This is a genomic window from Symbioplanes lichenis (genome assembly GCF_030709675.1).
GTDB lineage: Bacteria > Actinomycetota > Actinomycetes > Mycobacteriales > Micromonosporaceae > Actinoplanes > Actinoplanes lichenis.
Genome location: NZ_JAUZQD010000011.1, coordinates 13,459 through 26,372, shown reverse-complemented (window position 1 = coordinate 26,372; position 12,914 = coordinate 13,459). Strand labels below are relative to the sequence as shown.

Sequence of the window (12,914 nt, the reverse complement as noted above, 5' to 3'; positions counted from 1 at the left end):
CAGGATCTCCGCATGGGCGGACAGATCGGCAGCGCGGTCGCGGTCGTCGCTGTTCTGGTCGCGCTCGGCGGGGCGGTAGTGGCGGTGCTGCGGCTGCGGGCCCGGCGCGGGGTCGCGACTGCGGGGCAGCGGGCGACCTACGACGTGTTGCACTCCGCTTCGCTGGCGGCGGAGCCGTTGCGTACGGGATTGACTGCCGCGACCGCGGGCAAGGCGGCCCGGCACCTGCGCCGGCTGGTCGGGGCGCCGGGGCTGACGGTCGCCGACGCGGAGCGGTGCCTCGCTTTCGACGGACGGGGGAGCCATCACAGCGACCAGTTCGCCGAGGCGGCGCGCCGGGCCGTCACCGGGAACCGGTCGATCGTGCTGAGCGCCGGTGACCTGCCGTGCGACCGGGTCGACTGCATCGTGCGCGGTGCGGTGGTCGCCCCTCTGACCGGCGCGGACGGGCAGGCCCTGGGCGCGCTCGTCGCGGTCGCGGACAGTCATCCGGCGCCCGGGCTGGTGCAGGCGACCATGGAGACGGCCCGGTGGGCGGGCTCGCAGCTGGCGCTGGCCGAGCTCGACTCCTCGCGCGAGCGGCTGGCCCGGGCCGAGGTCCGTGCCCTGCGCGCCCAGATCAGCCCGCACTTCATCTACAACGCGCTGACCGCGATCGCCTCCTTCGTCCGCACCGACCCCGAGCGGGCGCGGGAGCTGATCCTGGAGTTCGCCGAGTTCACGCGCTACTCGTTCCGGGCGCACGGCGAGTTCACGACGCTCGCCGAGGAGCTGCGGTCGATCGACCGCTATCTGACCATCGAGCGGGCCCGCTTCGGCGACCGGCTGCAGGTGCGCCTGCAGATCGCGCCGGAGGTGCTGCCGGTGGGGCTGCCGTTCCTGTGCCTGCAGCCGCTCGTCGAGAACGCCGTCCGGCACGGACTGTCGCGCAAGCCCGGCGTCGGTATGGTGAGCATCGAAGCCCGTGATGCCGGTGCCGAGTGTCACATCACGGTCGAGGACGACGGGGTGGGCATGGATCCGGCGGCGCTGGCCGCGGGGGTCGCGCGGGCGGCGGCCTCCAACGGCAAGGGGGACGAGGCCGGGCAGCACGTCGGGCTCTCGAACGTGGACGAGCGGCTGCGCACGGTCTTCGGCGACCGCTTCGGGCTGGTCGTGGAGACAGCGCCGGGGGCGGGGACCAAGGTGAGCATGCGGGTGCCGAAATTCCATCCCGGGGTACGCGCGTGAGTCTCGTGGTTCTGGCCGTGGACGACGAGCCGCCGGCGCTGGACGAGCTCGCCTATCTGCTCAACGCGGACGGCCGGGTGGCGTACGTGCACCGGGCCGGCGACGCGACCGAGGCGCTGCGCGTGCTGCGGGACACCGAGGTCGACGCGGTGTTCCTGGACATCCGGATGCCGGGGCTCGACGGCATGGAGCTCGCCCGGATCCTGCGCCGCTTCGCCCGGCCGCCGGCGATCGTGTTCGTGACGGCCTACGACGACGGGGCGGTGGACGCCTTCGACCTGGGCGTCACCGACTATGTGCGCAAACCGGTGCGGGCCGAGCGCCTGGGCGAGTCGCTGCGCCGGGTCGCGGGGCTGCGGGCCACTCCGGCGCCGGCACCGCCGAAACGCGAGGACGAGCCGAGCATCCCGGTCGAGCTGGCGGGGACGACCCGGCTGCTGCCGCGGTCGTCGGTGCGGTGGGTGGAGGCGCAGGGGGACTACGCGCGCTTGCACACTGCCGACAATTCCCATCTCGTACGCGTCTCGCTCGCGACCCTCGCCGAACGCTGGGCCGACGCGGGGTTCGTGCGCATCCACCGCTCGTACCTGGTCCAGCTCCGGCTGGTGCGGGAGCTGCGCCTGACCTCGTCCGGTTACGTGGTCAGCATCGACGGGGCCGAGCTGCCCGTGAGCCGGCGGCACACCCGGGAGCTCAAGGACCGGCTGATCCGGGCGGTCAAGAACGACTGGACGCGCTGAGTCCCCCGGTTTCTCCACAGAGTTATCCACAGCCTCCACAGGTTGTCCCCAGAGTTATCCACAGGCTGCAGATCTTCACGGGTTGTCCACAAGTCCCCCTCCGCGCCTGCACGGGAAGTCAATAAGCTGCTCGGCGCAGGGGCGGGGTCGGCGCGCCACGGGGGTGCGCCGCACTTGTCTTCTCGCTTCGAGGAGGTGGCACGACATGGCGGGTTCGCCCGATGCTCCGCAGCGGCGGGTGCTCGTGGTCGAGGACGAGCGGACGATCGCGGAGGCGGTCGCCGCCCGGCTGCGGGCCGAGGGCTTCGCGGTCGACCTGGCCGCCGACGGCCCCGGCGCGGTCGAGGCCGCCCGGCGCCTCCGGCCCGACGCGATCGTGCTCGATGTGATGCTGCCCGGCTTCGACGGTCTCGAGGTGTGCCGCCGCGTGCAGGCCGAGCGGCCGGTGCCGATCCTCATGCTGACCGCCCGCGACGACGAGACCGACCTGCTCGTCGGGCTGGCGGTCGGCGCCGACGACTATCTGACCAAGCCCTTCTCGATGCGCGAGCTGACGGCCCGGGTGCACGCCCTGGTGCGCCGCGCGGTCCGCAACGCCGCGCCGGCCGCCCCGGAGCTGCTGCGCTTCGGCGACCTCGAGATCAATTTGTCGGAGCGCCGGGTGCTGCGGGCCGGGGTCGAGGCGCGGCTCACGCCGACCGAGTTCGACCTGCTCGCGCATCTGGCCGCCCACCCGCGCACGGTCCTGCCCCGTGAGCGGCTGCTGGCCGACGTGTGGGGCTGGGCCGACGCGTCCGGCACCCGCACGGTCGACAGCCACATCAAGGGCCTGCGGCGCAAGATCGGAGCGGACCTCATCCGTACGGTCCACGGGGTCGGTTATGCCCTGGAGGTGGCCCGATGAGGCGGCCGGCCGCACCCGTCCTGCTGCTGGGCCGCCAGCTCCGGTTGCCGGCGGTGATCGTGCGGCTGCTGGGCCGGCTGCCGCAGCCGCTCGATCCCGTGCGCTCGATCAAGGCGAAGCTCACCGTCGCGCTCGGCATCGCGGGCGGCGTGGGCCTGATCATCTTCTGGTGGAGCCTCGACTGGATCCGGGTCGACGTCGGCTGGTTCGCGGTCGCGGTCGCCCTGGGCCTGGTGACGCTGCAAGTCATGGCCCACGGCGCCACCGTGCCGCTGCGCGAGATGACGGTCGCGGCCAAGGCGATGGCCCGCGGCGACTACACCCTGCGCGTCCGTGCCACCTCCCGTGACGAGGTGGGGGAGCTGGCCACGGCCTTCAACCAGATGGCCGCCGACCTCGCCGCGGCCGACCAGCAGCGCCGCGAGCTGATCGCCAACGTGTCCCACGAGCTGCGCACGCCCATCACCGCCCTGCGCGGCCTCCTGGAGAACATCGTCGACGGCGTCTCGGAGGCCGAGCCCGAGACCATGCGCACCGCGCTGGCCCAGACCGAGCGCCTCGGCCGCCTGGTCACCGAGCTGCTCGACCTGTCCCGCCTCGACGCGGGCGTGGTGCCCCTGGTCCGCCGGCCGATCGACGTGCCCTCCTTCCTGGCGGAGGTCGTCCGCGAGGCCCGGGTCACCGCCGACGGCACCGGCCGCGACGTCCGTTTCGCCGTCACCGCCCCGGCCTGCACGATCGGCGGCGACCGCGAGCGCCTCCACCAGCTCTTCGCCAACCTCCTCGACAACGCCGCCCGTCACAGCCCGCCCGGCGGCACGGTGACCGTCCGGGCCGAGCGCCACGACGACTGCCTCCGCATCGCGGTCTCCGACGAGGGCGAGGGCATCCCGCCGGCCGACCGCGAGCGCGTGTTCGAGCGCTTCACCCGCGGCGAGCGCGCCACCGACGGCGGCACGGGCCTCGGCCTGGCCATCGCCCGCTGGGTGGCCCAGCTCCACGGCGGCTCGATCGCCGTGGCCGACCCGCTCGACCACGCCCCACCGCTCGACCACGCCCCACGGCTCGACCACGCCCCGCCGCTCGCCGGCCCCCGCGCTGCAGCATCGGCGGGTGTCCACGGCTCGGCCTCGCCCGGGCACGATCGACTGCTCTCGGCACCTCGGTCGCGGCCCGGCTGCCATATCCACGTGCGGCTGCCGCTCGCCTGACGAGCGCCGACCGGCCCTCATTCATATCCAACCCGCCCGCGGCCATCCGTGCCGGTCGTGGGACGGGTCCCGCTGTCCCTTCTCCGGGGACAAATGCCACGTACAGGGGGATACAGCATGCCCACTCCCGCCGACCAACCAGCGCCGACGAGTGCGGTCGCCACCAAGCCCGAGGTGCCGCCGCCCGGCTCGAAGGGCCCGGGCGGGCCGACGCCGCTCCCGCCGGTCCTCGGGCCGTGGCCCCGGCTCTCCGTCTGGGGGCACAGCTGGCCCGGCCCCGGCCGCCCGGCTGCCCCGGCCACGGTCTGGTCCCTGCTCGCCGCGGCCGCGGTCGCCGCGATCAGCGTGCCGTTGTCCCGGGGCGGCGCCGGCTGGCTCGTCGCCGCAGTCGCCGGTGTCGCGGCGCTGACCGTGGCGCGGCTCGTGCCGCAGCGACCGTCCGGTGGGCCGCCGCCGCTGGTGGCCGGGCCGCCGCGGGCGCTCGACCCCGCCCGGCACGTATGGGCCGTCGCCACCGTCCTCCTGATCGCGGTGGGCACTGTCCGGGCGGCCGGCTGGCTGTTCGTGTTGTGCCTGCTCGCCGCGGTGCTCACCGGCGCCCTTGCCGTCGCCGGTGGGCCGACGAGCCGGAGCCTGGCCCGGGTGCTGCTCCTCGCGGTGTGCGCCCTCTTCCGGGCCGTGCCGTGGGTGGGACGCGGCGTACTCACCGATCGTCCGTCCGGCCCCGCCGCCGACAACGAGCCGGGCGTTCAGTCCCCCGGCGATTCCGGCCGCGGGTCGGGCGGGCTGCGGGTGGGTGTCACCGTGGCTGTCTCGCTGGCGCTGCTGGTGGTTTTCGGAGGGCTGTTCGCTTCGGCGGATGCGGCGTTCGCGGGGCTGCTGGAAGACGTCGTGCCGAACGTCGACGCGGTGACCGTGGTGCGGTGGGTGTTCGTCTTCGTCGTCGCCGGTGGGGTGCTCGGTGGGGCCGCTTATCTGCGGGCCGCGCCGCCGACCGACGGGCGGAGTGTGCGCGTTCGCCGCCGGGTGCGGCGGCTGGAGTGGGCGATGCCGTTGTCGCTGCTCGTGGTGCTGTTCGCGGTGTTCGTGGGGGTGCAGCTGACCGTCCTCTTCGGAGGCGCGCAGCACGTGCTGGTCACCGAGGGTCTCACCTACGCGGAGTACGCCCGCGGCGGCTTCTGGCAGCTGCTCGTGATCACCGGGCTGACGCTGCTCGTGCTGGCCGGGGCGGCACGGTGGGCGCCCCGGGACACGCGGGCCGACCGGGTGCTGATCCGGGTCGTCCTCGGCGCGCTGGCGGTGCTCACGCTGGTGATCGTGGCGTCGGCGCTGCACCGGATGGACCTCTACGCCGACACCTACGGGCTGACCCGGCTGCGCGTCCTCGTGATGCTCTGCGAGGCGTGGCTCGGCGCGGTCTTCCTGATGATCCTGGGCGCCGGGGTGCGGCTGCGGGCGGCGTGGTTGCCCCGGGCCGTGGTGGCCGCCGGGGTGCTCGCCCTCCTGGGGCTGGCCGCCGCCAATCCCGAACGGCTGATCGCGGATCGCAACATCGCGCGCTTCGAGCAGACCGGCAGCATCGACACGGCCTATCTGGCGACCTTGTCGGCCGACGCGGTGCCGGCCTTGGATCGGCTCCCTCCGGGGCAGCGTGCGTGTGCGATTGCCCCGATCGCCCGGCGGCTGACCGGCGGCCCCGACGACTGGCGCGGCTGGAACCTCGGTCGTGAGCAGGCCCGCGAGCTGCTCGCCGACCGGGCGCCGGGACGGGAGGTGGGATGCCCGGCGGTGCGCTATTGATCGACGGGGCTTGACTTCGGGCGCGGGGCGGCAAGACTGCCGGACATGAGTGAGGAGCCGGCGACCGAGCCCCGGCCACCCCGCCGGACGCGCGTCGTCCTCGGCGACGTGGCCGACGCGGCCACGCAACGCCGCCCCGCTCAACGCACGGCGAGCCCGGCCGACGCAACGCGAATCAGCACCACGACGCCGAACGACGCGGAGAGGAGCAGCGCCGCACCGAGCGGCACAGCGCACGGCGCCGGGACCCACCGTGGCCCCGAGCCCAGCGGCCCGAGAGCCGGCGCGGCCGGTGCGACAGGTGCAGCGGGACGGGAGGATCCGACGCGGGCGGATCTCGAGGAGTTGACGGCGGTGGGGGAGGCGCTCGTGGCGGGGCTCGTGCGGGCGCAGCTGGCGTTGGCGGTGCGGCTCAGCCTCGTGGTGGCGGCCGGGCTCGGGGCGTTGCCGCTGCTCTTCGCCGTGGCGCCGGCGGTCGGGCAGGTGAAGGTGGCCGGGGTCAACCTGCCGTGGGTGCTGCTGGGCGTGCTGGCCTTTCCGTTCCTGGTGCTCGTCGGGTGGGCCTACGTGCGCTGGGCCGAGCGGAACGAGCAGGACTTCGTCGCCGTCATCCGGCGGCCGGAGTCGTGAACCCGTACGTTGTGCCCGGGCTGGTCGTGGTCGTGCTGATCACGGTCGGCATCGGGGCGTACGGGCTGCGGTTCGCGCGGACCACATCGGACTTCCTCGTGGCGTCCCGCTCGGTCAGCCCCGCCTGGAACGCCGCCGCGATCAGTGGCGAGTACCTGTCCGCCGCGTCGTTCCTGGGCGTGGCCGGGCTCGTGCTCCGCTACGGCGTCGACGTCCTCTGGTACCCGGTCGGGTTCGCCGCCGGCTATCTGGCGTTGCTGCTCTTCGTGGCGGCACCGCTGCGCCGGTCGGGGGCCTTCACGCTGCCCGACTTCTGCGAGGTGCGTCTCCGATCGCCCCTGTTGCGCCGGCTGGCGACGGTCTTCGTGATCTTCATCGGCTGCCTCTATCTCGTGCCGCAGCTGCAGGGGGCGGGACTGACCTTCACCACCGTGGCGGGCGGCCGGTACGAGTGGGGCGCGCTGCTGATCGGCGCCGTCGTCACGGCCAACGTGGCGCTGGGCGGGATGCGGGCGATCACGTTCGTGCAGGCCTTCCAGTACTGGCTCAAGCTGACTGCTCTGGCCGTACCCGTCATCTTCCTGATCCTGCAGTGGCAGGCGGACGGGCGACCGGCCGTCACCCCGCCCAGCGGCCCGGTCTTCCCGGCGGCGACGACCGTCGTGGTGCAGCAGGACGCCGTGCTGGACGGCACGATCACCGTGCGCGCGGGCGAGCGGCTCACCTTCGCCGAGGGTGACCGCGTGCCGAAGGTCAGCTCGGTGGACACGGCCGACGGCGCCGCGTGGCTGCTGCCGGGCGGGGACACCGGGCTGTTCGCGACCTACTCGCTGATCCTGGCGACCTTCCTGGGCACGATGGGGCTGCCGCATGTGCTCGTCCGCTTCTACACGAACCCGGACGGCGCCTCCGCCCGGCGCACCACCCTCGTCGTGCTCGCGCTGGTCGGGCTCTTCTACCTGCTACCCACCTCGTACGGTGTCCTGGGCCGGATCTACACGCCCCAGCTCCTGATGACCGGCAGTACGGACGCCGTGGTGCTCCTCCTTCCCGAAGCTGCCCTGGGCGGCGGTCACCTGGGTCACTTCCTCGGCGCCCTCGTCACCGCCGGGGCGCTCGCCGCCTTCCTGTCCACGTCGTCCGGCCTCCTCACCAGCGTCGCCGGCGTCATCTTCACGGACGTCCTGCACGCCGAGCGGGGCGGCTCGGTGCGCGACTTCCGGCTGGCCACGGTGCTGGCGGCGGCCGTGCCCGTGGTGCTGTCCCTGCAGGTCGCCGATCTGGACGTGTCGCAGGTCGTGGGGCTGGCCTTCGCGGTGGCGGCGTCGAGCTTCTGCCCGCTGCTTGTACTCGGCATCTGGTGGCGCGGGCTGACGGACGCCGGGGCGGTGGCCGGGGTGCTGACCGGCGGGGGCGCGGCGATCATGGCGGTGTTACTGACCGTGCTGGGCCCGCCGCTGCCGGAGTGGCTGGCGGAGGTCGTCGGGCAGCCGGCCGCGTGGACCGTACCGCTGGCCTTCGCCGTCATGATTTCGGTGTCGCTGTTGACGAAACGGCGCGTGCCCCATGACATCGGCGCCACCATGCGGCGGCTGCATACGCCGGAATCTTTGCGACTGTAAGTGAACTTTTCTGTGTGAGTGCTCCGTATAGAGGGCCAGGGCCCATCCCCAGAGCTGTACCCGCAGCGCGGCCCCGGACGCGAAGGAGCGAGGCATGTACTCGAGGCGCAAGAACAGCCGCACCCGCAAGGTGATCATCGGCATCGCGGCGGCGGCGCTGGCCGGCGGGGCGTTCGCGGTCAGCACGGGCATGAGCAGCGCCGGAGAGAACTGCGCCGGGCTCGACCAGGCGCTCCAGAACAACCTGAACTTCATCGCCGACCAGAAGGCGAACCCCGACGCCCTCTCGGACGCCCGCATCGCGAACCGCCAGGACGTGGTCAACCTGATCAACCAGCGCCGGGCGGCCGCGGGCTGCACGGGCGACGTCCAGGCCGCCCCGCCCGCGCAGGCCACGACGGCCCCCACGCAGGAAGCAACGAAGCCCCCGGCGACCGAAGCCCCGGCGGGCAATGACCAGGGCGCGACCGGCGATGTGGTGTGCAAGGGCTCGACCGTGACCCTTTCCGGCGAAGCGGGCGCCCCCGCCGCCTCCAGCGGCACCTTCCCCATCGGCACCACGCTCAAGGTCACCAACCTGGACAACAACAAGAGCATCACCGTCAAGGTCGCCACCCCCTCCGGCAGCTGCGTCCTGCTCAACAACGCCGCCTTCGAAGAAGTGCGCGAGGCCGGGAAGTTCCTCATCCGCCGTGCCGTCATCGAGCGCGTCGGCTGAATTGTCCGGGTGGCCCAGGACCTGACCAACGGTTAGGTTGCGGGGTGTGACGATCCCCCAGCAGCGCGGCCACGCCGATCCGGCGCTCGAGCTGCGGGGCCTCGTCAAGCGATTCGACCGGAAGGTCGCGGTTGCCGGGATCGACCTGGATGTCCCCGCCGGCTCCTTCTTCGGCCTGCTCGGCCCGAACGGCGCCGGCAAGACCACGACCCTGTCCATGGCCGTCGGTCTGTTGCGGCCCGACGCCGGGCAGGCCCGCATTCTCGGGTACGACGTCTGGGCCGACCCGCCCGCCGCCAAGTCCCGCATCGGCGTCCTCCCCGACGGCGTCCGGCTCTTCGACCGGCTGACCGGCCCCGAGCTGCTCGCCTATCACGGCCTGTTGCGCGGCATGCCCGCCGACGTGGTCGACCGGCGCAGCGGCGAGCTGCTCGACGTCCTGGAGCTGGGCGCCGGCAACCGGACGCTGGTCGTGGACTACTCGGCGGGCATGAAGAAGAAGATCGGGCTGGCCTGCGCGCTGCTGCACGCGCCCCGGCTGCTCGTGCTGGACGAGCCGTTCGAGGCGGTCGACCCGGTGTCGGCCGCGCTCATCCGCGACATTCTCCAGCGGTACGTGTCCGGCGGCGGCACGGTCGTCTTCTCCAGCCACGTGATGGCCGTGGTCGAGCGGCTGTGCAGCCACGTCGCGATCATGGCCGGCGGCGTGATCCGCGCCGGCGGTCCCCTGGCCGGGGTGCGCGGCGACCGGTCGCTCGAGGACGTCTTCGTCGAGGTGGTCGGCGGGCGCACGGCGACCGGGTCGGAACTCGCGTGGCTGTGAGGTTCGTCCGGCTCAAGCTGCGTCTCTTCGCGGGCGGGCTGCGCGCCGGCGGCTGGCGGGTCGGGCTCTTCGTGATCGGCTCGCTGCTCGGCGTCTTCGCCGCCGTGCTCGGCTATGTGCTGTTCAGCCTGCCCGGGCTGTTCGGCGAGCAGCGGACCGCGGAGCTGATCGCCGCGGCCGGCGGCAGCTTGATCGTGCTGGGCTGGGTGTTCCTGCCGCTGCTCTACTTCGGCGTGGACGAGTCGCTCGATCCCGCTCGCTTCGCCCTCCTGCCGCTGCGGCGTCCGGTGCTCCTGCGCGGCTTGTTCGCGGCGGCTCTCGTCGGCATTCCGCCCCTGGCCACGTACGCGGCGACCCTCGGCCTGGTCCACAGCGCGACCGCCCTCGGCGGGGTGGCGGCCGGCGTCACCGAGCTCGCCGGCGTGACCCTCGGGCTCGGCCTCTGCGTCGCGCTGAGCCGGGCCATGACCAGCGCCTTCGCGACGGGGCTGCGCAGCCGGCGCTCCCGGGACCGGGCGACCGTGGTGCTCGCGTGCACGGCCGCGCTGCTCGGGCCGATCCAGCTCGGTGCCGCCTCGGCCGCCGAGAACGCCGACTGGCGCGGCATCGCCCGGGTCACCGGCGTCCTCGCGTGGACGCCGCTCGGGGCGCCGTACAGTCTCGGGCTCGACGTCGCGGCGGGGCGCGCGTGGGCCGTACCCGTCAAGGTCCTGATCGTGGCCGGCAGCATCGCGCTCCTGCTCTGGTGGTGGTCCGCGACGCTGGAGCGGGCCATGCTCGGCGCCGCGGGTAGCGCCGGCAGCCGGCAGCGCGCCTCGACCCGCACGCCGGTCGGCCAGCTCGTGCCGCGCTGGCTGCCGCGGACGAGGTTCGGGGCGCTGGCCGCGCGCGAGACCCGCTACTGGTGGCGGGAGACGCGGCGGCGCACCACGCTGATCAGCTTCGCCGTGGTCGGCGTCTTCGTGCCGTTGCTGCTGCTCAACGACGCGTCGGAGTTCGGCCTGGGCGCGATGCTGGTGTTCATCGCGGCGCTCGGGGCGGTCAGCCTGGCCAACCAGTTCGGCTTCGACCGCAGCGCCTACGCGGCCAACGTCGTGGCCGGCGTCCCGGGGCGCGTCGAGCTGGCGTCGCGGGTCGCGGGCTTCTCCGTGTACGTCCTCCCGGCGCTGCTGGTCATCACGGTGGTCATGGGCGTCGTGGGGGACTGGCTCGCCGGGGTGCCCGCGGTCTTCGGGACGGTCGTCGCCGCGTACGGCGCCGGGCTCGCGATCGTGCTGCCCCTCTCCGTCCGGGCCGCCTACGCCCTGCCCGACTCGACGAGCCCCTTCGCCATGAACTCGGGCGCCGGGCCGGCCAAGGCCCTGCTCAGCCTTGCGGCTCTCGTCGGCGCCGCCCTCGCCACACTGCCGCTGCAGCTGGTCGGCTGGCTGCTCGCGGACGTGTGGCGGTGGGTGGGACTGCCGATCGGGATCGCGTACGGCATCGGGGCCCTCGCCCTCGGACTCCGCCTGGCCGGCCCACTCCTGGACAGGCGGATGCCCGAGTTGCTCGCTACGATCAGTTAATAGACCGTTCCCATCGCCGCGCGCACCTCGGCGAGGGTCTGATCGGCCAGCTCGTTCGCGCGCTCGTTGCCCCGGCGCAGCACCTCCCGGACCGCGCCCAGATCCTTCGCGTACGCCGCCCGCCGCTCCCGCATCGGAGCCAGGAACTCGTTCACGGCATCGGTCGCCGTCCGTTTCAGAGCAGCCGCCCCGGCGTCCCCGATCTCGGCCGCCACTTCGTGCGGATCCCTGTCCTGGCACAGCGCCACGAGCTGAACGAGACCCGAGACGCCGGGCCGCAGCCCCGGATCGAAGGTGATGTGCCGGTCGGCATCCGTCGTCGCGCCCCGGATCAGTCGCGCGGTCTCGTCGGGTGTCGCCGACAGCGCGATGGCGTTGCCCCGGCTCTTGCTCATCTTCCGGCCGTCCGTCCCGGGCAGCACCGGCGCGACGCTGAGCAGCCCCTCCGGCAGCGGGAACACCGGGCCGTACCGCTCGTTGAAGCGCCGGGCCACCGTACGGGTGATCTCGATGTGCGGCATCTGGTCCTGACCCACGGGCACGAGGTTGCCCTTGCAGAACAGGATGTCGGCCGCCTGATGCACCGGATAGGTGAACATCAGCCCGCTCACCGAGCTCTGCCGCGAGTGCTGGATCTCGTCCTTCACGGTCGGGTTGCGCTGCAGCTCCGGCACGCTGACCAGGCTCAGGAAGGGCAGCAGCAGCTGATTGAGCGCGGGCACGGCACTGTGCGCGAAGACCGTGGTCGCCTCGGGATCAAGGCCCGCGGCCAGATAGTCGAGCAGCAGCCCGTCGACGGTCTCCCGCAGCCGCTCGGCCACGTCCCGATCCGTCAGCACCTGATAGTCGGCGACGATCACGACCATGTCGGCGCCTTGCCGCTGCAGCTCGACCCGATTGCGCAGCGTCCCGAAGTAGTGCCCGAGGTGCAGCGGCCCGGTCGGCCGGTCGCCGGTCAGCACGCGGTCGGTCATTTCATACTCCTTTGTCAGGGTTCATGGGCGACCCTGGACAAAGAGAAAGGCCGCCCGTGACGGACGGCCTCGGCGCACAGCAGCAGCTCAACCGTCTCTAGGACGGCCGCCAGCTCTGCACGCAAGTCATGCCCCGATCCTACCGCGCGGCAGAATGTTGCTGTGACTCCTGAGAACGGCGGCTTCATCCACTCCAGTGACCCGTTCGCGACGCCGGACGGGGACAAGTCGCCCGTGCGGCGGCTGCGGGGGCGGCTCGCCTCGCCGGTCACGCTGTGGACGGCGCCGGGGCCGGCCGGGCTCACCGTGTCGTCGATGCTGGTCGCGGACGGCGACCCCGGGCGGGTGCTGGGCCTGGTCGACGAGGAGAGCGAGTTCTGGGACGCCGTCTCGGCGGCCGGGCGCTTCGCCGTGATCCCGCTCGAGCCCGGCGACCAGCAGCTCGCGGACAAGTTCGCCGGGCTCATGCCGGCGCCGGGCGGGCTCTTCGCCGCGGGCGACTGGACGGAGACCGAGTGGGGACCCGTGCCGGCGGCCGCGGCGACGTGGGCGGGGTGCCGGCTGGACGGCGAGCGCCCGTACGGCTGGGGGCTGTTGATCGAAGCGACGGTCGAGAAAGTGACCGCCGACGATGCACCCGACGGGCCGCTCATGCATTTCCGGGGGCGGTACCGGTCGTTGAACCGGTAAGCGCACG

Annotated in this window: 12 protein-coding genes; 11 read left to right on the top strand and 1 reads right to left on the bottom strand. The window is 73.3% G+C overall.

Translation table 11 applies throughout. The features are described from left to right. Positions 1 to 12 precede the first annotated feature (12 nt). From RAN62_RS25595 to RAN62_RS25550, 10 genes are all read left to right on the top strand, one after another. The gene (locus RAN62_RS25595; protein WP_305787312.1) at positions 13 to 1,230 is read left to right on the top strand and encodes a sensor histidine kinase; all 1,218 of its coding nucleotides are present in this window, start codon (positions 13 to 15) and stop codon (positions 1,228 to 1,230) included. Further along, positions 1,227 to 1,970 carry a LytR/AlgR family response regulator transcription factor gene (locus RAN62_RS25590; RefSeq protein WP_305787311.1) on the top strand — a complete coding sequence of 248 codons (744 nt, stop codon included), beginning with the start codon at positions 1,227 to 1,229 and terminating at the stop codon, positions 1,968 to 1,970. Before RAN62_RS25595 ends, RAN62_RS25590 begins: the two co-directional genes overlap by 4 nt. A 205-nt stretch (positions 1,971 to 2,175) precedes the next feature. Further along, on the top strand, positions 2,176 to 2,874 hold the full coding sequence (locus tag RAN62_RS25585) for a response regulator transcription factor (protein WP_305787310.1): 699 nt from the start codon (positions 2,176 to 2,178) through the stop codon (positions 2,872 to 2,874). Beyond that, positions 2,871 to 4,085, top strand: a complete 1,215-nt coding sequence (locus RAN62_RS25580) for a sensor histidine kinase (RefSeq protein ID WP_305787309.1) — start codon at positions 2,871 to 2,873, stop codon at positions 4,083 to 4,085. The genes RAN62_RS25585 and RAN62_RS25580 overlap by 4 nt, the downstream gene beginning before the upstream one ends. Before the next feature lie 117 nt (positions 4,086 to 4,202). Beyond that, complete coding sequence (locus tag RAN62_RS25575) at positions 4,203 to 5,885, top strand: DUF4153 domain-containing protein (protein ID WP_305787308.1); 1,683 nt, start codon at positions 4,203 to 4,205, stop codon at positions 5,883 to 5,885. 45 nt (positions 5,886 to 5,930) lie between these two features. Next, positions 5,931 to 6,515 (top strand): DUF485 domain-containing protein, encoded by a 585-nt coding sequence (locus RAN62_RS41430; RefSeq protein WP_438874543.1) that lies wholly within the window; start codon positions 5,931 to 5,933, stop codon positions 6,513 to 6,515. Beyond that, the gene (locus tag RAN62_RS25565) at positions 6,512 to 8,137 is read left to right on the top strand and encodes a sodium/solute symporter (RefSeq protein ID WP_305787307.1); all 1,626 of its coding nucleotides are present in this window, start codon (positions 6,512 to 6,514) and stop codon (positions 8,135 to 8,137) included. Before RAN62_RS41430 ends, RAN62_RS25565 begins: the two co-directional genes overlap by 4 nt. A 94-nt stretch (positions 8,138 to 8,231) precedes the next feature. Beyond that, positions 8,232 to 8,855, top strand: coding sequence for an SCO2207 family protein (locus tag RAN62_RS25560; RefSeq protein ID WP_305787306.1), 624 nt, complete (start codon positions 8,232 to 8,234; stop codon positions 8,853 to 8,855). Between the two features lie 46 nt (positions 8,856 to 8,901). After that, entirely contained in the window at positions 8,902 to 9,678 is a 777-nt protein-coding gene (locus RAN62_RS25555) for an ABC transporter ATP-binding protein (protein ID WP_305787305.1), read from the top strand. Continuing rightward, positions 9,669 to 11,243 (top strand): ABC transporter permease, encoded by a 1,575-nt coding sequence (locus RAN62_RS25550; protein WP_305787304.1) that lies wholly within the window; start codon positions 9,669 to 9,671, stop codon positions 11,241 to 11,243. Before RAN62_RS25555 ends, RAN62_RS25550 begins: the two co-directional genes overlap by 10 nt. Here RAN62_RS25550 and trpS read toward each other — a convergent pair. After that, on the bottom strand, positions 11,240 to 12,217 hold the full coding sequence (gene trpS / locus RAN62_RS25545) for a tryptophan--tRNA ligase (RefSeq protein WP_305787303.1): 978 nt from the start codon (positions 12,215 to 12,217) through the stop codon (positions 11,240 to 11,242). The two genes, RAN62_RS25550 and trpS, sit on opposite strands and share 4 nt — an antisense overlap. A 162-nt stretch (positions 12,218 to 12,379) precedes the next feature. On the opposite strand from trpS, the gene RAN62_RS25540 reads away from it, so the two are divergent. After that, a complete protein-coding gene (locus tag RAN62_RS25540; RefSeq protein ID WP_305787302.1) occupies positions 12,380 to 12,907 on the top strand; it encodes a flavin reductase family protein in 528 nt (175 codons plus the stop codon). Positions 12,908 to 12,914: the final 7 nt, after the last annotated feature.